Below are 19,173 nucleotides of genomic sequence, written 5' to 3'. Positions count from 1 at the left end.
TCGCTCGTCATGCTCGGAAAAGCGACGATCAGCCGCGCCCCGCCCCGGCGCGCCGCCGATAGCTTGCGAAAGTGAAGGGGTGTTCGTTGTCGGAATCGGCCGGATGGCTCTCCCGCGCGGTTTCGACGAAGGCGCCCTTCTCCCAGGACGGAAAGACCGCGTCGCCCCTAGGAGCGGCGTGGACGAGCGTCAGTTCGAGCCTGTCGGCCAGGGGCAGCATCTGTGCGTAGATTTCGGTGCCGCCGCCGATGATGACGGCATGAGCGTTCATCTCCCGCCCCAGCCTCTGGCCCAGCGCCACCGCCTCCTCGACCGTATGTGCGACATCGACGCCATCGGCATTGAAGCCGGGATCGCGTGTCAGCACGATGGTCCGGCGCCCCGGCAGCGGCTTGCCGATGGAGAGATAGGTCTTGCGCCCCATGATGATCGGGCACCCCGTCGTGAGCTGGCGAAAGCGCCGCAGATCGGTCCTCAACCGCCAGATCAACTGGTTGTCGCTGCCGATCACGCCATTATCGGCAACCGCCGCGACGAGGACGAGAGGAAGCGCCGCCATCGCCATCAGCCCACGGCGCCGAGCTTCGCCAGCGCCTCGCCCTCGAGCCGCTTCACCGTCCACTCGTCCTGCGCTTTGGCGCCGATGGAGCGGTAGAACACGCGCGACGGCTCGTTCCAGTTCAGCACCCACCAGGCGAGGCGCGGCAGGTCCTCCGCGACGCAACGCTGCGCCAGCCGCGCCATCAGCGCCTTGCCGATGCCACGCCCGCGCTGCCCCGGCCGCACGAAGAGATCTTCGAGCCAGATGCCGTGCCGGCCCCTGAAGGTCGAATAGGTATAGAACCAGAGCGCGAAGCCGACCGGCTCGCCATCCCATTCGGCGATGTCGCAGAAGACACGCGGATTGTCGCCGAAGAGCGAGGCCGCGATTTCGTCCTCGGTCGCGACGACCTCGTGCAGCAGCTTCTCGTATTCGGCGAGTTCCTTGACGAAGCTCAGCACGAGTCCGGCTTCGCCGCAGCGCGCGGGACGGATGGAAAGAGTCATGCGGCGATCGGAGCCTCGATGGTCGAATGAGCGTTGCCGTAAGTGTGGTCGAAACGATGTGTAGCGACCCGCGACGGACCGGGCCACCCCGCTCGGGGCTTGTGCACATGGGTTGCCGGCGCACGCGGCGGGATCGTACGTTCTGCTTGTTCGCGTGGTCGGCCCGATACGCCGTGCGAGCCTCAAGGTTTGAACGGAACTGCAAAATTTGGAGTGAGGCTCGGAGACCGCGAACGCAGGTTCCAGAAAGCTTCGGACGAGACCGGAGCCTCTCGAAGGCGCTGGGAACGGCCAATCGGGCGCAGCGGCCGGAGCCTCGACCCGGTCATCCGCGCTGGAATGCTTTGTGCTTGGCGCGCGCCTCCTTTGTCACGAGACCCATCATCATGGCAGCAGCCGCTTGTTCCGCCGGACTCGACACCGGGTTCGCCGCTCTCGACTTCGGTCAGGTCATCGTGCTCGGGCTCGTCCAGGGCGTCAGCGAATTGCTGCCGATCTCCTCGACGGCCCATATGCGGGTCGTGCCGGCCCTGCTCGGCTGGCCTGATCCCGGCTCCGCCTTCTCGGCGCTGATGCAACTGGCAGCGCTGGCGGCCGTGATCAGCTATTTCAGGCGCGATGTCGGCAGCATCGCCGGCGGGGCGCTGGCCGCGGTGAGAACCCGCCGATTCGCGGAAGGGCCGGGCCGGTTGGCGCTCGGCATCGTCCTGGCGACGATCCCGATCGTCATTGCCGGTGTCGCGCTCGCGCCCCTGCTCAACCGGTGCGGTTCGCCTCTGCGCGCGCTGGGGGTGATCGGCGCGACATCGCTGGTGATGGCGCTGCTGCTCGCGGCAACGGAATGGTTCGCAAGCCATCGCCGGACGGTGGAGCAGGCCGGCTTCCGGGATTTCCTGCTGGTCGGCCTAGCTCAGGTCGGGGCCCTGATCCCCGGCGTCTCGCGGTCGGGCTCGACCCTGACGGCGGCGCTGGGCCTCGGCTTCAAGCGCGCCGAGGCGGCGCGGCTGTCCTTCCTGCTCGGCCTGCCGGCCATCGCCCTCGCCGGGCTGAAGGAAGCCTGGGAGATCGCCAGGGCCGGCATCGACGCCCATGCCGTGGCGCTGCTGGTGGTCGGCCTGATCGCCGGCTCGCTCGCGTCCTTCGCCGCGATCTGGGGCTTGATGCGGTATCTCGAGCGGATGTCGAGCTGGATCTTCGTGATCTACCGGGCCGGGATGGGCCTCTTCCTCCTCTGGGCCGTCGCGACCGGGTTTCTGGCCTGAAATCCTGCAGTGTGAGGCAAGATGGCGAAGGCGTGCGCGGCCGCACGCGCCCCGGCGTGAGGATGGCTATCTCCTGAGCCTGCCGGCGAGCCCAATCAGATCCGCCAGCGTGGCCGCCCCCATCTTCCGCATCACCTGGCCACGATGCACCTTCACCGTCACTTCGCTCAACTTGAGGTCGGCCGCGATCTGCTTGTTCAGGCGGCCTGCGACGACGAAGGCCATGATCTCCTTCTCGCGCATCGACAGCGTCGCGAAGCGCGCCCCAAGCTCCGCCAGGCTGGCTTCCTGCGCCCTGCGCGCCCGGTCCCGCTCGATCGCCGCGCGCACCGCATCCAGCAGATCCTGCTCGCGGAACGGCTTCAGCAGGAACTCCACCGCGCCCGTCTTCATGGCGCGCACGGCCATGGGCACATCGCCATGGCCGGTCAGGAAAACGATCGGAAGCGGATCGCCCATCCCTGCGAGCTCCGCCTGGAAATCCATACCGCTCGGCCCGGGCATCCTGACATCGAGGACGAGGCAGCTCGGCCTTTCCGGGCGCCTGTGCAGCGCAAATTCCTGGACCGAACCGAAGGCCGCCACCGCATAGCCGACGGAGCGGAACAGGCTGTCCAGCCCGTCGCGGACGGAAGGATCGTCGTCGACGACGAAGACGATCGGCGGCTCGTCAGCCATGGTTGCGCTCCGCTGTCGCTGCCCTCACCGGAAGGGTGAAACCGAAGACCATGCCGCGCGGAGGATTGGCCGCGGCATAGATCGTCCCGCCATGGGCCTCGACGATCGAGCGGCTGATCGCCAGCCCCATGCCCATCCCGCCGGGCTTGGTCGAGTGGAATGCGTCGAAGATCCGCTCGATGGCGGCGGGGGCGAGGCTCACGCCGGTATCGCGGATGCTCACGGTGATCCTCTCGCCATCGCTCGCCGCGCCGACCAGCATGTCTCGCGGCCCGGTTTCCTGCTGGCCGATGGCCTCGGCTGCGTTCACCAGCAGATTGAGGACGACCTGCTGCAGCTGGACCCGGTCGGCGATCACCGGCGGCAGATCATCGGCCAGGTCGGTCCGCAAGGTCACTTGCGCCTTGCGGATCTCGCTGCGCGTCAATGACAGCACGTCCTCGATCAGGGCGGCCACATCGACCGTCTCGCGCGAGGGAGGCGCCTTCGCCACCATCCTGCGCACGCGGCCGATCACGTCGCCGGCGCGGTCCGCATCCGCGACGACACGCTCCAGCGCCCGCCGGGCCTCGGCCGGATCGGCGGGGGTGGCGGCAAGCCAGCGCAGGGCGGCGTGCCCGTTGGCGACGATGCCGGCGAGCGGCTGGCTGACCTCATGCGCGATCGATGCCGTCAGCTCGCCCATCATCGTGACGCGCGAGATATGGGCAAGCTCCGCGCGCGCCTGGCGGGCGCGGGCTTCGGCGGCCTCGATCCGTATCGCCAGATAGGTCGTAGCCCCGATCGCAATCAGGCTGAGGAGGCAGTTGACCAGCCCGGCATGCTCCGCCCCGCGCGGGGTGAGCAGATAGCTGAGGATCGTCAACCCGGCGCTGGCCGCGCCGACCCAGAGCACGACCGTCGGCCGGTCGAACCACACCGAAACCAGGATCACCGCGACATAGAGGACCGCAACCGCGATCTCCAGATCGGTATAGGTATCCGCGAGGAAGATCGCGGCCGCCAGCAAGGCGAGGCTCAGGCCAAGCCCGGCCTTCCCGAGACGGAAACGCTCACGGTCGAGCACGCGCATCGCCTCCCCCACGGACATCCCGCACCGCTTGCCGGACCGGGCTCGTTCCGGGCGGCATCCCCGATCAAGTACCGCAAGCGGCTCCGTTCGACCATTGCGCCCTGAGCGCGGCGAGCGCTCGGCCCGGGAGCGCCTCAGCTCGGATTTTCGAGGGTGAAGAGGTCGGCGGCCTCGTCATAGGCGAAGTACTCGCCATAACGGGCCCAGTTGGTGACGGCCTTGAGGGTCGTGGCGGCATAATCCTCCGACATGTGATCCTCGAGTTCGTCGCGGAAGCGCCCCGCCGGCGCCCGATGGCTCGAGCGCTCGTCCAGCACCCGGCGGATATGCGCCGCGAGCGGCACATAGGCGGCGAGCTGCTGGGCGAAGAGGCGCTTGCGTTCGTCGACATCGCTGTCGGCGAAGCGCAAGCCCGGCGCCGTGAGCCGGATGTCGCCGCCCTCGATATCGGCGAAGCGGAGCAGTTGCAGCGTCTCCGCCACCGGGAAGAGATCGTCGATCTCGTGATGGAGCTGCGCCGCGAGCGGCGGCAGATCGGCTTCGCCCTTATAGGGTTCGGCTGCGATCGCCTCGATGAGACCGGCCATGAGATTGGTCGAGACGCGCGGCAGCGACATCGCGATGCCGGTGCCGGGAAAGAAGCCCTCGCGCGCCGGGGCACCCGGACGCGCCGTCATGCGCGCATAGATCTCGTCCACCAGCGCGCGGAAGGCGGGGTCGAGACGGTTGCGCGGCTGGGGTAATTCGACGCGCAGCTCCGCGATCACCCGGCCCGGGTTGGAGCCGAAGAGCAGGATGCGATCGCACATCAGCACCGCCTCCTCGATATTGTGGGTCACCATCAGGATGGCCTCGATCGGCATCCGCCCCTCGCACCATAGGTCGAGCAGGTCCGTGCGCAGCGTCTCGGCGGTCAGGACGTCGAGCGCCGAGAACGGCTCGTCCATCAGCAGGACCTTGGGATGCACGACCAAGGCACGGGCGAGCCCGACGCGCTGGCGCATGCCGCCGGACAATTCCTTCGGATAAGCGCTCTCGAAACCGTCGAGGCCGATGAGGTCGATGGCGGCAAGCGCCCGCTTGCGCCGCTCGGCCGGCACCACGCCCTGCGCTTCGAGGCCGAGCTCGACATTTTCCAGAACCGTCAACCAGGGAAACAGGGCGAAGCTCTGGAAGACGACGGCGACGCCGGCACTCGGCCCCGCCACCGGCCGGCCGCAGAATTCGACGGTGCCGCCGCTCGGCTGGATCAGCCCGGCGATGKCCCGCAGCAAGGTCGATTTTCCCGAGCCGGAACGCCCGAGCAAACCCACGATCTCGCCGGGATCGAGCGTGATGTCGACCTTGTCGAGCACGACGAGGGAGCCGGCCCCTCCCTTGTCGTAGCTCTGGCAGACCTGTCTGGCCCGGACCAGCGCGTCGGACCGGTTGCCGTTCAATGCGGAAGTCTCGGTGATGCTGTCCATCGGTCGGATCCTTTCGGGAATTTCAGTCGAGACGCATGCGGCGCTCGGCGAGGACGTAGAGCGGGCGCCAGAGCACGCGGTTCAGCAGGGTGACGAAGAGCGACATCACGGCGATGCCCAGCACGACGCGCGCAAAGTCGCCGGCCTCGGTCGCATTGGCGATGTAGGAGCCCAGCCCATAGGCCTCGAGCTTGGTATCGCCCCAGCTCGCCACCTCGGCGACGATGCTGGCGTTCCAGGAGCCGCCGCAGGCCGTCAGCGCGCCGGTGACATAGTAGGGAAAGATCCCCGGCAGGATGACGTGCCGCCACCAGGTCCATGAGCGGAGCTGGTAGACGCGGGCGGCCTCGCGCAGATCGGTCGGGAAGGCGCTCGCCCCGGCGATGACGTTGAACAGGATGTACCACTGCGTCCCCAGCACCATCAGCGGCGAGAGCCAGATTTCCGGGCTCGCGCCGGTGCTGACGATGGCGATGACGGCGAAGGGAAACAGCACATTGGCCGGAAAGGCCGCGAGGAACTGGGCGACCGGCTGGACCCGCTCTGCGATCTCGGGGCGCAGGCCGACCCAGACGCCGATCGGCACCCAGATCACGCTCGCGACGGCGATCAACACGACGACCCGCAGCAGGGTGACGAGGCCGCGCACCAACGCATCTCCGGCATCCCCCCACGACAGGGTTTGCCCGACATAGGAGACCGCGATCCAGGTCGACCACGCGCGCCCACGGCCACGAAGTCCTGCTCCTTGATGGCGAGCGCGAGCCAGGAACCGAGCCCCGGAAGCTGGACCGTCGTGTCGCCGACCGTGATCGCCTCCGAGGCGACGACGAAGAACCAGCCGCCCGACATCGACATCATGGTGTTCCACACCAGGCCGGGCATCGCGAACGGGGCCTCCAGCCGGCAGAAGCGCTGCCAGGAGGACAGGCCGAAGCCGCGGCTGACCTCGTCCAGATCGCGCGGCACGGTCCGCAGCGACTGATAGAAGGAGAAGGCCATGTTCCAGGCCTGGCTGGTGAAGATCGCGAAGATCGAGGCGCATTCGGCGCCGAGCTGGCTGCCAGGGAACAGCCCCATGAAGAAGGTGACGGTGAAGGTCAGAAACCCGAGCACCGGCACCGATTGAAGGATATCGAGCGCCGGAATGATCAGCATTTCGGCGCGGCGGCTCTTGGCCGCCAGGGTCGCGACGACGAAGGTGAAGATCAACGAGGCGATGATCGCCGCGAACATCCGCATCGTCGTGCGCAGCGCGTATTCCGGCAGCAACGCCGGATCGAGCGCGATGGGCGCGCTGGAAAGGCCGGCGAGCGGCGCATGCATCGCCGCCGCGCCGTGGAACGTCAGCACCGCGAGCGTGGCGAGTAGCGCGAAGGCGGCGAGGTCGTAGAGATTGGGCAGCACCCGCTCGCGGGCGAGAGCAGCAAGGGCGCTGCCCCGCTCGGGATTGTTGGACAGGAACGGCATCACGGAACCTCGGCTGAATAGCGACCGGCATGGCCGATGGAGAGCGCCATGCCGCCGCGCGCCAGCAGTCCGGCATGGGGCAGGAAGACCCTGCAGCGCCTGCTGGCGCGAGATCGTCGGGCACCCTCCTCCCCACCTTCCGGCTGCCAGCAGCATTCCAGACGCCCGTCCACCTCGCTGACCCGCCATGCGGCCACGAGGCGCGAACGCCCGGCCCTCATGCGCGGCGCGAAGCGCAGAACCTGGGAAGAGACAGGCCGCGCCGGGCCGGGTCCGGCGGGAGCCACCGACCGGGGAAAGGCGAGGATATCGTTCATGACGCATCTCCTTCGACCTGCTCGAAGTCGTCCTTGGCGCCGGGCGACGTCCGGCGCGCTCCTGCATCGCAGGCGTGCGAGATCGCAAAGCGCCGCCGCAGCGGACCGACGCGATCTCTCCCTCCTCGAAGAAGGGCCGTGCGATGTGAAAGGGCGTCGCCTCGTTGCGGCAACGTCACGCTGTTTGCGCGCTGTCGGGGGCGGGATCAATCGGACGAAGGCATCGCCAACTATACCTGGGTATAGAGGCCGCATCGCAGCTCGAAGCGCCTCGACAGCCCGGGCGGTTCGACAGGTGTCGACATCGCCCCGGCGCAGGCTTACTCGCGTTGCGGAATGATGTTTGATGGATGCCCGTTCCGGAGCGATTCCATGCAGGCTCTCGTTGACGCGCTCGATCGGGGCCTGGGCGCGATCTGCCTGACGGCCCGATGGCTCGCCTTGCCTCTCGTGCTTCTGCTGTTCCTGCAATGGCCGCTGCGCGATCTTTACAAGGGCTGGTCGCGTGAGGCGAACGATCTCGGGCAATGCGTGTTCGCCCTTTACGTCGCGGTATCGCTGACGGCGGCCACCCGTTCCGGCGCCCATCTGGCCAGCGATGCCCTGGCGCATCGGCACGGGGAGAGGCTGCGTCGGGCACTGGAGGCCGGCCTCATCGTGCTCGGGCTTCTGCCCTGGTCGCTGTTTCTGCTGATCGTCGGCTGGCCTGCCCTGCTGACCAGCCTTCGCGGCCTTGAGGCCTTCCCGGACACCGGCAATCCCGGCTATTTCCTCATCCGCGCCTCGGGCTTCCTCCTGGCGGCCCTTGTCTTCATCTCTGGCCTGCTCGGTTTGCTGCGGAGGCGCGCGTGAACCAGTGGATCGGCCTGGCCATGCTCGCCGGGATCGCGCTGGGCGCGATCGCGACGGGGTTGCCCGTCTGGGGCGTCCTGATCGGCCTTGCGACGATAGGCGCTGCCGCATCGACCGTGCTCGACCCGTCCAGCGCGGCGCTCTTCGCGGCGCTGCCGAGCCGCCTCGTCGGCCTGCTGGAATCGGATCTGCTGCAGGCCCTGCCGCTTTTCGTCTTCATGGGCGCGCTGCTGAACCGGCTGCCGCTCGCCCGCATCCTGTTTCGCGCGGGCTTGCGCCCCTTCGGCGGCGCACGCGGAGCGACGCTGGCGCTCGGCGCCATCCTGGGGCCGATGAACGGTTCCGTCAGCGCCAATGCGATCGCCCTGACGCGCGCGATCGAGCCGGCATTGGCCGAGCATGAGGTGACGCCCGCCGAGAGTGTCGCGTTGCTGACGGTAGCGAGCACGCTCGGCGTGCTCGTGCCGCCTTCCCTCGTCCTGATCCTGCTCGGCGATGCGATGATGACGGCTCACACCATCGCCCTGAATGCCACCGGCCGGGTCGATCGCATCGTCAACACGCAGGATGTTTTCCGCGGCGCGATGCTGCCGGCGGGGCTGTTTCTCGCGGCCTGCCTCGCCCTGGCGTTCCTGCGCCGGGAACCCGGCAAGCGCCTTCCCGCCCCGACGCTGAAGGAAGCGCTGCTGGCGCTCGTGACGGTCGGATTCATCGGCGGGCTCCTGCTGGGCGTCGCGCTCGGCTATTTCTACGCGGTCGAGGCGGCGGCGATGGGGGCCGTCGGCCTGCTCGGCGCGGGCTTGCTCAGCCGTCGACTGGACGGCGCGACGCTGAAGGCGGTTCTGGACGATACGCTGGCGATGACCGGCGCGCTGATGGCCCTGCTGGTCGCGGCTACGACCTTCACGCTCGTCTTCCGCGTGCTCGGGAGCGACCGGCTGGTCGCCAGCTGGATGGAGGCGGTGCCCGGCGGTCCTCTGGGGATTTTGGGAGCCGGCCTCATCCTGATTTTCATCGCGGCCTTCGTTCTCGACGCCTTCGAGATCATCTTCGTGCTGGTGCCGATCCTGCTGCCGCCGATCCTGATGCGGGTCGAGGATGCGCAATGGGTCGCGGTCCTGACCCTGCTCGTCCTGCAGACGAGCTTCCTGCTCCCGCCGCTCGGCTATGCGCTGACGATGACGCGGGCGGCGGCGAGCAGGCGCGCGCCGTTGCGCGCCGCCATGGCGTCGCTTGCCCCCTTCATCCTCGTGCAGCTCTTCGTGACGGCGGCGGTCGTCTGCTGGCCGCGCCTGGCGCATCTGGGCCAGCCGCCCGCGGCGGCCGTCGCGGCCCCATCCGAAGCCGACGCCGCCCGCCGCCTGCACGACATCACCCCTCCCGCCGACCTGCTGGAGATCGCGCCACCGAAGTTTTGACTGGCCGAGATCAGACCGCGACGTCGGCCTTGATGGCCGCGTGAGGCGAATAGCCCTCGACCTCGAAATCCTCGATCCGGTAATCGTCGATGCTGGCGGCGTGCCGCGTCAGGCGCATCTTCGGGAAGGGACGCGGATCGCGGCTCAACTGCTCGCGAGCCTGATCAAGATGGTTCAGGTAGAGATGCACATCGCCTCCGAACCAGACGAAATCGCCCAGCTTCAATCCCGCCTGCTGCGCGATCATCAATTGAAGCGCGCAGCAGTTCACCCAGTTGAACCCGACGCCGAGGAGCAGATCCGCGGATCTCTGGAAACAGAGGGAATTCAGCCGCCCATCCGAAGTGACGTGGTACTGATAGACCATATGGCAGGGCGGAAGAGCCATTTGGCCCAATTCAGCGACATTCCAGCCATGGAACAGCATGCGGCGGCTTGATGGATTGCTGCGCAGGGTGTCGATCAGATCCTTGATCTGATCGTGCTCGCGACCATCGGCCCCCAGCCATCGGCGCCATTGCTTGCCGTAGACGGGCCCAAGCTCGCCCCAGCGCGCGGCAAAATCATCGTCTTCGGCAATACGCTTCTCGAACTCCGCCTGGCCGATCTCCTCGCCGGTTTCGCGACGGTAGGTCGCGAGCGGCCAGTCGGTCCAGATCCGCACATTCTCACGGACCAACGGCTGGATATTGGTCTGTCCGGTCAGAAACCAGAGCATCTCCTTGACCGCCGTCTTCCAGTAGACGCGCTTGGTCGTCAGGATGGGCACCGTCCCGTCCGAGAGGTCGAAGCGCGCCATGGCGCCGAAAATGGACCGCGTACCGACGCCGGTCCGGTCGAGCCGCTCGTCACCCCGTTCCAGCACATCGGAAAGAAGGTCGAGATATTGGTGTTCCGGGTGCCTGCGGCTCATTCCTGCCTCCTGAGATTGCGCGACGCCGAGCGCGGCAATCCTATACTTCCTGAGCGCCGTGCCGCGCCGGACGCAGCGTCCCGGCCGTGACCGACCGAGCCTCTTCCGACAGGTCGAGGCGCAGCCGATGCCCGGCAATGGCGCGCATGGCGGAGCGACATTCCTTGCGGATGCCTCGGGTCGGGCCGCGTTGGAGCCGGTCGTGACATGGGTGCATGACGAATCTCTGAGAAGCGGGCCACCATAGCCGGTCGCGGCGCCGCTGGCCCCGCCTCGCCGGCAAGCTTCCCCAACCTTTGCAGCATGTCGTGACAAGCCGTGTCCGGAACAATGCCCGGCGGCGACGGTTCCCTCATGGGCTGCCTGAACAGGGAGAGATGCGCATGCTCTCACGACGATCGATGGCGCTGGCCGCCATGGCCACGCTCGCGCTCTCGGCGCGGGCCATGGCCCAACCTTCCGGAACGCCGCCCAAACCGTCCGACAGGACGATCTCGATGGAGGATGCCCGCCGCATCGCCACCGAAAACGGCGTCGCCCGCATCGAGGAGATCAAGTTCGACGACGGCCACTGGATGGTCGAGGGCCGCGACAGTCTCGGCTCGGAGATCGAGATCAGGCTCAGGGCCAGCGACGGCGCCGTGCTGAAACTGGAGCGGGAGCGACCCGCTTCCGCCAAGGCCGGCAACTGACGATCTGACGGACTCACGGGATCGCGACCAGCCGTGAAGGCTCCTGTCCGAAACTTGCCTCAATCCACGCTACTCATCCCACCTCCGATTCACGAGGTTCGATATACGGATGAGTGGCGCAACTCGCTTGCTTGCGGTGGCTTTGTTCACGAGCGTGGTTGCCTTGCCGGGTCATGCCTCGCAGGCGGCGGCCCAAATCGTCGCCTTCGATAACGACCGGACGATTCCTGAAAGCACGATCTCGGAAAGCCGGGCGCGCGAGATTGCCTGGAGCGCCGGCCTCGTCCATGTCGAGGAGATCACGCGGACCAGCGACCGCTGGGAGTTGGCGGGGCGCACGGTCGATGACGACGAGATGATCCTCGACATCGACGTCAGAGATGGTCGAATTCTCAATTGAGGCCGGAAAGCCTCACTGCTCGGCCTTATCGATCCTTCCTGTCGAAATCGAGCCGGCGGTCTTTCCCCGCGCCGCGGCTATGCCTATATTCACGGTGCCGCTCGCAAGAGCGGCTATGGCGATAAACGGATTTCGGAATAAGCCTTTCGGACCCGGGGGCGGTACCCGGCGCCTCCACCAAAGCCCTGGCGACAGGGAGCCTTGCCGCAAGCGCGCAGGGCTTTGGCGGGGGCGAAATAGGATCGACGAGGGTGTAAAGGACKTYCTTTTGCTCGGCATGGTTCCGCCGTTATCGGGCCAAAAGCATAGTTGCCAACGACAACAATGCTCGGGTTGCTGTCGCCGCGTAATGCGGTGCTGGTTCCCAAACCAAAGCCCTTGCGTTTAGCCGCGTAAGGCGGGGCTCGGAGGCGCCTGGCAACAGAAGCCTCCACTTTCATTTTGGCCTGCCGGCTGTTCCCGCCGGGGAGTGAAGCGGAAACGTCGACGCAATGTCCAAGGATGTCCTTCGTTACGATCTGATGGTTCAGGAGGCGCTCAAGGGCGTCGTCCGCAAGATCCTGTCGGAGGCTGCGCGCGACGGGTTGCCGGGCGAGCATCATTTCTACATCACCTTCCGCACGGGGGCTCCGGGCGTGCGCCTGTCGCAGCGCCTGCGGGAGAAGCATCCCGAGGAGATGACCATCGTCCTCCAGCACCAGTTCTGGGATCTGAGCGCCAGCGACCATTCCTTCGAGGTCGGCCTGTCCTTCTCCGGCGTGCCGGAGCGGCTGCTCGTGCCCTTCGACGCGGTGACGACTTTCTTCGATCCTTCCGTCCAGTTCGGCCTGAAATTCGAGACGCAGGACACGCCCGAGGAGGCCGCTCCGCCGGCCGAGGCCGAAATGGCCGATGCGCCGGCCCCGCTGCCGGCCAAGCTCGTGCCGGCCGGCGTCCCCGTCCTCAAATCCAAGGCGGCCGAAGCGGAAACCGCCAAGGGCGGAACCAAGGACGGCGACGACAAGGCCGACGCGGCGACTGCGGCGAGCGAAGGCGAGGACGACAATCGCGGCACCGCCGAGGTCGTCAGCCTGGATTCCTTCCGCAAGAAGACCTGACAACAAGAAGACCTGACGACCGAGCTGACGGACTGATCCCATGACCGAGACGCGCACCGAAACCGATTCCTTYGGCCCCATCGCCGTGCCGGCGGATCGCTACTGGGGCGCGCAGACTCAGCGCTCGCTCGAGAATTTCAGGATCGGCGGCGAGAGCGAGCGCATGCCGCTGCCGCTGGTGCATGCCTTGGTCCTGGTGAAAAAGACGGCGGCGCATGTCAACGCCCGGCTCGGCCTGCTCGACCAGCGCGTCGCCGGCGCGATCGGCCAAGCCGCCGACGAGGCGYTCGCCGGCAAGTTCGACGGGCATTTCCCGCTGGTGATCTGGCAGACCGGCTCCGGCACCCAGTCGAACATGAACGCCAACGAGGTTCTGGCGAACCGCGCCAACGAATTGCTCGGCGCCGGCCTCGGCGCCAAGAGCCCGGTGCACCCCAACGACCACGTCAATCGCGGCCAGTCCTCCAACGACGCCTTCCCGACCGCGATGCACATCGCCGCGGCGCTGGAGATCACGCGCAGGCTGCTGCCCGCCCTGCGCGGCCTCGAAAAGGCGCTGGATGCCAAGGCCGAAGTCTTCAAGAACCTGGTCAAGATCGGCCGCACCCATCTGCAGGATGCCACGCCCGTCACGCTCGGCCAGGAATTCTCCGGCTATGCGATGCAGCTCCATCTCGGCATCGGCCGCATCGAGGCCGCGCTCGGCGGGCTCTACGCACTGGCGCAGGGCGGTACTGCCGTCGGCACCGGCCTCAACACCCATCCCGATTTCGCCGTGCTCTTCGCCAAGGAAGCCGCGGCGCTGACCGGCCTGCCCTTCCGCAGCGCCGACAATAAGTTCGAGGCGCTCGCCAGCCATGGCGCGCTCGCCGCAGCCCATGGCGCGCTGGCGGCGCTGGCCTCCGACCTGTTCAAGATCGCCAACGACATCCGCCTGATGGGCTCCGGCCCGCGCTCGGGCCTCGGCGAGATCAGCCTGCCGGAGAACGAGCCGGGATCCTCGATCATGCCTGGCAAGGTCAACCCGACCCAGGCCGAGGCGCTGACCATGGTCGCGACCCAGGTCCACGGCAACCAGGCGACGATCGGCTTCGCCGCGAGCCAGGGCCATTTCGAGCTCAATGTCTTCAAGCCTGTGATCGCCGCCGCTTTCCTGCAATCCGTGCGGCTCCTGGCCGACGCGGCCGAGAGCTTCCGCGTCAACTGCGTCGAGGGCGAGAAGGCGAGGCGCCATGTCGAAGGCCACCGCCTCTCGCGTGACGACGAGCCGGAGCCGGCATGAATCCCGAGCGCAAGCGCTCGCTCAGCATCGCCGGCCACCGCACCAGCGTCTCGCTCGAGGATGAATTCTGGAATGCGCTGAAAGAGATCGCGGCGGGCGAAGGGCGCAGCCTCGCCGCCCTGATCGCCGAGATCGACACCGCACGCGGCGACATCAATCTCTCGGCAGCCTTGCGGCTGCACACCCTCGCGCATTTCCGCCGGCTGGCCGAAAGCTCCACCTGAGCGATTGCGAGCCATTTCAATGGCTTGATGAAGAATCCGGAATCAGCGCGCGAAGCTGCTGAATCGGTTTCTCAATTCAACGGCACGCTGCGCGGCGGTGGCACGGGTGCAATCTGGAAGGGCGGCGGAAGCGCCGGAGCCCCCTGCCCGGGCGGCGTCTGCACGGTGCCCTCCGGAGAGCTGGCGCGCGGCGCGCTCGGCAACACCAGCGGTCCGGGCTGCTGCGACGCCGGGGCCGGTTGCGCCGCCGCCCGCTCGGCGGCGGCCCTGGCGCGGTCCTCGGCCTCGGCACGGCGCCGCGACTCCTGCTCTGCCTTCGCCTGCTCGATCTGTCGGCGCTGTTCCTCCGCCCGCCGCGCGTCTTCCTGGCGCTTCGCCTCCGCGATGCGCGCCTCCTCCTGCGCCTTCAGGTAGAGATTGAGCTGCCGCTCGTTCTCGCGCATCTCGCGTTCGGCCCGCAGGCGGCGCATATGCATCGACCGCTCGCGCGCATCCGCCTCGAAGGCCTCGACCCGTTCGATCTCGCGTGCCAGCGCCCGCGCCGCCACCGTGTTCGAGAGCGCACTGACGTCGCTCTCTCGCTTGAGGTCGGAGAGCGGCCCGCGCCAGGCGATCCCGATCTGCGGCACCTCGCCCGGCCAGCCTTTCGGCAACGGCCCGACCGGCTTCAGCCCGAGCCTGAGATCGGCGGTGAGCCCCCTGAGATCGACGGTGCCGCTCGCCTCGGCCTTCATCCCGTTGCGCTCGAAACCGAAGGGTTGCAGCCGGACAAGGCCGCCGGCGAGCGTAAAGGGCAGCGTCACATCGCCCAGCGTCCAGGCGTCGCGGTCGAGCGCCTCGGCCAGACGGTCGCGCAGGCGCGAGGCATCGCTCTCGGAGGCGTCCTCGCCGGTCGCCGCGATAAGGCGCTCATAGGCTTTGGGGTCCAAGCGCGCGAGGCGCGTACCAGCAAGCGACAGGCTGCCCGCGCCGCTCAGGCCCGCGATGAGCCGCGCCGGCGTCTCGCCCGAGCCGCCGAGTTCGAACAGCCCCGAGGCCTTGCCGGAGACCGCCCCTTTCGTCAGCCCCGAGAGATCGACGCTGGTCAGATTGATCCGGCCGTTGAGCTGGCCGAGACCGCCGTCGCGCCGCAGCCCGAGCCGCCCGGAGAGCTGCCCGCCGCCATAGCCCCCCGCAATGTCCTCGACCCTGAGTCCACCCTGATCGGCTTTCAGCATGAAGCGGGCCTTTTGCAGGGCGACCCCGTCGAGCAGCGTCAGCGTGCCGGCCTCGACCGAGAGCTCCATCTCCGGCAGTTCCGCCACGCGCCCGAAGCGCGCCGTCGACCAGAGCGAGCCCRCTGTCGGAGCGACCTGACCCAGCGCCGCGGCGATCAACCCACGCAGATCGGCCCCGGGCACGACGAAGCGCCCGCTATAGCGCCCCTCGCGCGGCAGGGTGAGCGAACCCGTGGCGGAGTCGCCTCCCAGATTCGCGGCGATGTCGTCGAGCTTGACGGCCTCGCCTGTCATCGCCAGCCGGGCATGGGCATCGAGCACGCCGTCCGGCAGCAACCGCGCCGGCCCTTCGGCGAGGATCTGGCCGGGCCCATCCGCCTGCACGGTGAGTTGCCGCCCGCCTGCGCCATCCTCGACGACGACCGAAAGCCCGGGCCCCGCCAGCGAACCGACCGCGCGGCCGCCGCTCAGATCGATCGTGAGCTTGCCCGGCCCGCCCTGCATCGGCGCCGGCAAACCGAGCGCCGTAAAGGCCTGCCTCCGGTCGGCAAGATCGAAGCCGAGCGTCGCCCGCTGCCATGTCCCGGCCCGGTCGAGCCGCCCGTCGATGGCGATTTTACCGGCGTTCGCCGTGCCCTGAGCCGAAAGACTGGTTTCGCCGGAGGCCGCCCGCGTCAGCCGAAAACCGGTGTCGAGCCGCGACAGCCCGTCTCCGACACGGCCGAGCACCTGGCTCACACTGTCCGGCAGCAGCGGCCCGGCGAGCGCGGCCAATGTCTCGAAGCGCGGCGCCCGCACGCGCCCGGAAATATCCCCGCCCTCGGCGAGCAGCGCGCCGGAACCCGCCACGCTGACGCCACCGAAGCCATCCACCGAAAGCCGGCTCAACCGCCAGATCTCGCCCTCGCGCTTGAGATCGAGCGAAGCGGAGCCCGGAGGGGCATTTCTGAAACGCACATTGGCCAGGGACAGGTCGAGCGCGATATCGCGCGCTCCGAACGGCCCGGCGAGGCTCGCCCCCGGCGGCAGGCTGTTGAGGTCGAGCCCGTTGACCGTCGCCTTCGCGGCAAGCTTTGCATCGGTGATCTCGCCTGCGGCCTCCAGGCGCAACCCCGACGAGCCGGCGACCAGCAGCCGCTGGAAGGCGAGGCCGGAGGCGCTCCAGCTCCCGGCCGCATCGGCGTCGATCCGTCCGAGCCGGGCGATGAACTCGGCCAGCGCGGGATCGAGGCCATTGCGCGACAGCACCAGCGCGACGCGGCGCGCATCATCGGCCTTGACCGTGAGCCGCGCGGAAACCTCCGTTTCGCTCGCACTGCCGCTGGCGCCGACCAGCGCGCCCGCGACGCGCAGCGAGGCGGTGGCGTCGGAGAGGCCCTGATCGTGCAGCTTCCCGCGTAGAGCGAGAGCCGAGAAATCCTCGCCGCGCCAGATCATCTGGTCGAGGTCGAGGCTGATGTCGAGGCTGCCCGGCAGGCCCTGCAGCGCCTGCATGAAGCCCTTGCGCTCGGCCAGCGCCGTCGCTAGCGCATCGGCATCGAGCCGCCGGGCCCTGAGCGCGAGCGAGCCCGTGCCGCCGGGCGGGAGATATTGCCCCTCGCCTTCCAGCCGCGCCGCGCCGCCGGCAAGGTCCAGCGTCAGCCCGGAGAGGTCGAGCTGGCGGCTGCCGCCACGCAGCCGGCCGGAAAGCGCGACCGCCCCGCCGGGCGACAGGTTGAACAGCCCGTCCGCCTCGGCTCCGACGCTGCCGCCGCCTTGGCGTGGAAAGAGCAGCGCCCCGTCGAAATTGAACTGCAAATTGTCGCCGGTGAGGAACGCCTTGGCCCGGAGCCGGCCGCCCTCATCCATCTCGCCGGTGGTGATGCGCAGCGAGTTGCCCGCCACCTCGCCCTCGAAGCGCCAGGGCCCGGCGAGGCTCACCGCCGAAACCTCCGCCGCCACGGGAGCGATCGTCACCGGCGCCTTGCCCGGATCGCGCCAGATCACCGCCGAGCGGCTGATCGTCAATCGCTCAAGGCTAGCCTGTGCCGGCAAGCCGGCGCCCCTGCGCTCCGGCAGGCGGATCGCGCCGTTCGGATCGAGCGACAGGGACAATATGGCGCCGTCGAAGCGCGCTTCCGAAAAATGGAACTCGCCCCGCGCCAGCGAGGCCAGAGCGAGCTCGACAGTGGCGTTCTCGACCGTCGCCGAACTCGTCTCGCCCGGCGCGCCGATCCGCAGATCTCCCAGCGTGATCCGCGGCGAGGGCAAGAGGCGCAGGCGGATATCGCCCCCGACACGCGTCTCGACGCCGAGCGCCTCGCTCAGCCGTGCCTCGACCTGCGAGCGATAGACGCGCCAGTCGACGAAGCCGGGGCCGACCAGGGCCGCCAGCAGCGCCAGCACCAGCAAGGCGGCGAGAACTGTCAGAGTTTCACGCAACGTCCGCTTTCTGCCCCTTTCGCAACCAGCGGGCGGTGCCGGCCGAACCGGCGCCGCCATGCACGATCAAGCTGTCAGCAGAATGACGGCAAGTCGCGGCGAGATCACGACATTTCGGCGAAGCCCGCGGGCGGCGCAAGCGGCGGCGATGTCACAGAACGACGATTTTGCCGGGATTGAGGATGTTCTGCGGGTCGAGCGCACGCTTGATCGTGCGCATCACCGCGACCGCCTCCGGCCCATGCTCCTGCTCGAGATACTTGATCTTCTTCTGGCCGACACCGTGCTCGCCCGTGCAGGTCCCGCCCATCGCCAGCGCACGCTTCACCAGCCGATCGATGAAGGCTTGCACCCGCTCGACCTCGGCCTTGTCGTTGAGATCGACCAGCGGCTGCGTGTGGAAATTGCCGTCGCCGACATGGCCGGCGATCGGCGCGATCAGCCCGGATTCCTCGATGTCCCGCTTGGTCTCCTCGACGCATTCGGCCAGTCGCGAGATCGGCACGCAGACATCGGTCGCAACCGAGTCGAAGCCGGGCCGAAGCGCCTTCGCCGCCCAATAGGCATCATGGCGCGCCTGCCAGAGCTTGGAGCGGTCCTCGGCCTTGGTCGCCCACTCGAAGGGACCGCCGCCATATTCCGCCGCGATCTCGCCGAAGCGCTCCGACTGCTCGGCAACGCCCGCTTCCGTGCCATGGAACTCGACGAAGAGCATCGTCGTCTCCGGCAGGCCGAGCTTGGCGTGCAGGTTGACGCCGCGGATCATCACATCGTCGAGCAATTCGATGCGCGCGACCGGCAGGCCGGTCTGGATGGTCAGGATCGTCGCATCGCAGGCCGCCTTCACCGACGGGAACGGGCAGACGCCCGCCGCGATCGCCTCCGGGATGCCGTGCAGCTTCAGCGTCACCTCGGTGATGATGCCGAGCGTGCCTTCCGAGCCGACGAGAAGCCGGGTGAGGTCGTAGCCGGCCGAGGTCTTGCGGGCCCGCGTCGAGGTCTGGACGATCGAGCCGTCGGCCATCACCGCCTTCAGCGCCAGCACATTGTCCTTCATCGTGCCGTAGCGCACCGCATTGGTGCCCGAGGCGCGCGTCGCCGCCATGCCGCCGATGGAGGCGTCGGCGCCGGGATCGATCGGGAACATCAGGCCTTGGTCGCGCAGATGCTCGTTGAGTTCCTTGCGGGTGACGCCCGCCTCGACCACCACGTCGAGATCCTCCGCATGGACGGCGACGATCCGCTTCATCTGCGACATGTCGATGCAGACGCCGCCGAAGGGCGCGTTGACATGGCCTTCCAGCGAAGTGCCGGTACCGAAGGCGATGACCGGCACGCCATGCGC

17 protein-coding genes, 1 other RNA gene and 1 pseudogene are annotated in these 19,173 nt (G+C 68.2%); 9 read left to right on the top strand and 10 right to left on the bottom strand.

The window, feature by feature from the left end:
- Positions 1-28: 28 nt before the first annotated feature.
- Positions 29-559: a dihydrofolate reductase gene (locus AB4Y99_RS15840; RefSeq protein WP_133563158.1), complete on the bottom strand. Its 531-nt coding sequence runs from the start codon at positions 557-559 to the stop codon at positions 29-31.
- A 5-nt stretch (positions 560-564) separates the two neighbouring features.
- Complete coding sequence (locus AB4Y99_RS15835; protein ID WP_441523967.1) at positions 565-1,047, bottom strand: GNAT family N-acetyltransferase; 483 nt, start codon at positions 1,045-1,047, stop codon at positions 565-567.
- Between the two features lie 386 nt (positions 1,048-1,433).
- Between AB4Y99_RS15835 and AB4Y99_RS15830 the strand changes: the two genes are divergently transcribed.
- Positions 1,434-2,309 (top strand): undecaprenyl-diphosphate phosphatase, encoded by an 876-nt coding sequence (locus AB4Y99_RS15830; protein WP_441523966.1) that lies wholly within the window; start codon positions 1,434-1,436, stop codon positions 2,307-2,309.
- A 66-nt stretch (positions 2,310-2,375) separates the two neighbouring features.
- Here AB4Y99_RS15830 and AB4Y99_RS15825 read toward each other — a convergent pair whose 3' ends face one another.
- The 5 genes and pseudogenes from AB4Y99_RS15825 to AB4Y99_RS15805 all read right to left on the bottom strand — a co-directional run bounded on the left by AB4Y99_RS15825 (position 2,376) and on the right by AB4Y99_RS15805 (position 7,312).
- On the bottom strand, positions 2,376-2,987 hold the full coding sequence (locus AB4Y99_RS15825) for a response regulator transcription factor (RefSeq protein WP_441523965.1): 612 nt from the start codon (positions 2,985-2,987) through the stop codon (positions 2,376-2,378).
- The gene (locus AB4Y99_RS15820) at positions 2,980-4,077 is read right to left on the bottom strand and encodes a sensor histidine kinase (protein WP_441523964.1); all 1,098 of its coding nucleotides are present in this window, start codon (positions 4,075-4,077) and stop codon (positions 2,980-2,982) included. The genes AB4Y99_RS15825 and AB4Y99_RS15820 overlap by 8 nt, the downstream gene beginning before the upstream one ends.
- Positions 4,078-4,193: 116 nt before the next feature.
- The gene (locus AB4Y99_RS15815) at positions 4,194-5,525 is read right to left on the bottom strand and encodes an ABC transporter ATP-binding protein (RefSeq protein ID WP_441523963.1); all 1,332 of its coding nucleotides are present in this window, start codon (positions 5,523-5,525) and stop codon (positions 4,194-4,196) included.
- A 22-nt stretch (positions 5,526-5,547) separates the two neighbouring features.
- Positions 5,548-6,995: pseudogene (locus tag AB4Y99_RS15810) on the bottom strand (ABC transporter permease).
- Positions 6,995-7,312 carry a hypothetical protein gene (locus AB4Y99_RS15805; RefSeq protein ID WP_441523962.1) on the bottom strand — a complete coding sequence of 106 codons (318 nt, stop codon included), beginning with the start codon at positions 7,310-7,312 and terminating at the stop codon, positions 6,995-6,997. The pseudogene AB4Y99_RS15810 and the gene AB4Y99_RS15805 overlap by 1 nt, the downstream one beginning before the upstream one ends.
- A gap of 372 nt (positions 7,313-7,684) precedes the next feature.
- Between AB4Y99_RS15805 and AB4Y99_RS15800 the strand changes: the two genes are divergently transcribed.
- The gene (locus AB4Y99_RS15800; RefSeq protein WP_441523961.1) at positions 7,685-8,164 is read left to right on the top strand and encodes a TRAP transporter small permease subunit; all 480 of its coding nucleotides are present in this window, start codon (positions 7,685-7,687) and stop codon (positions 8,162-8,164) included.
- Positions 8,161-9,582, top strand: a complete 1,422-nt coding sequence (locus AB4Y99_RS15795; RefSeq protein WP_441523960.1) for a TRAP transporter large permease subunit — start codon at positions 8,161-8,163, stop codon at positions 9,580-9,582. Before AB4Y99_RS15800 ends, AB4Y99_RS15795 begins: the two co-directional genes overlap by 4 nt.
- A 10-nt stretch (positions 9,583-9,592) precedes the next feature.
- On the opposite strand, the gene AB4Y99_RS15790 is transcribed toward AB4Y99_RS15795, so the two are convergent.
- Positions 9,593-10,495 (bottom strand): thymidylate synthase, encoded by a 903-nt coding sequence (locus tag AB4Y99_RS15790; RefSeq protein WP_113252455.1) that lies wholly within the window; start codon positions 10,493-10,495, stop codon positions 9,593-9,595.
- Positions 10,496-10,878: 383 nt separating this feature from the next.
- Between AB4Y99_RS15790 and AB4Y99_RS15785 the strand changes: the two genes are divergently transcribed.
- The 6 genes from AB4Y99_RS15785 to AB4Y99_RS15760 all read left to right on the top strand — a co-directional run bounded on the left by AB4Y99_RS15785 (position 10,879) and on the right by AB4Y99_RS15760 (position 14,190).
- The gene (locus AB4Y99_RS15785; protein ID WP_191123971.1) at positions 10,879-11,187 is read left to right on the top strand and encodes a PepSY domain-containing protein; all 309 of its coding nucleotides are present in this window, start codon (positions 10,879-10,881) and stop codon (positions 11,185-11,187) included.
- Positions 11,188-11,296: 109 nt separating this feature from the next.
- Positions 11,297-11,587 (top strand): hypothetical protein, encoded by a 291-nt coding sequence (locus AB4Y99_RS15780; RefSeq protein WP_156115860.1) that lies wholly within the window; start codon positions 11,297-11,299, stop codon positions 11,585-11,587.
- A 57-nt stretch (positions 11,588-11,644) separates the two neighbouring features.
- Positions 11,645-12,022, top strand: a transfer-messenger RNA (tmRNA) gene (ssrA, locus tag AB4Y99_RS15775).
- A 56-nt stretch (positions 12,023-12,078) separates the two neighbouring features.
- Positions 12,079-12,684, top strand: a complete 606-nt coding sequence (locus AB4Y99_RS15770) for an SspB family protein (protein WP_441523959.1) — start codon at positions 12,079-12,081, stop codon at positions 12,682-12,684.
- A 40-nt stretch (positions 12,685-12,724) separates the two neighbouring features.
- Complete coding sequence (locus AB4Y99_RS15765; protein WP_441523958.1) at positions 12,725-13,966, top strand: class II fumarate hydratase; 1,242 nt, start codon at positions 12,725-12,727, stop codon at positions 13,964-13,966.
- Positions 13,963-14,190, top strand: a complete 228-nt coding sequence (locus AB4Y99_RS15760) for a ribbon-helix-helix domain-containing protein (RefSeq protein WP_441523957.1) — start codon at positions 13,963-13,965, stop codon at positions 14,188-14,190. Before AB4Y99_RS15765 ends, AB4Y99_RS15760 begins: the two co-directional genes overlap by 4 nt.
- A gap of 71 nt (positions 14,191-14,261) precedes the next feature.
- Here AB4Y99_RS15760 and AB4Y99_RS15755 read toward each other — a convergent pair whose 3' ends face one another.
- Together AB4Y99_RS15755 and AB4Y99_RS15750 are read right to left on the bottom strand one after the other, a co-directional pair.
- On the bottom strand, positions 14,262-17,828 hold the full coding sequence (locus tag AB4Y99_RS15755) for an AsmA family protein (protein WP_441523956.1): 3,567 nt from the start codon (positions 17,826-17,828) through the stop codon (positions 14,262-14,264).
- 151 nt (positions 17,829-17,979) lie between these two features.
- The coding region (locus AB4Y99_RS15750) for an FAD-linked oxidase C-terminal domain-containing protein (protein ID WP_441523955.1) at positions 17,980-19,173 on the bottom strand (1,194 nt) is incomplete at its 5' end.

It is taken from the genome of Allobosea sp. TAB14 (assembly GCF_052113865.1).
Classification (GTDB): domain Bacteria; phylum Pseudomonadota; class Alphaproteobacteria; order Rhizobiales; family Beijerinckiaceae; genus Allobosea; species Allobosea spartocytisi.
Note: the sequence above shows the minus strand (reverse complement) of the source record. Positions and strands in the feature narration are given on the sequence as shown.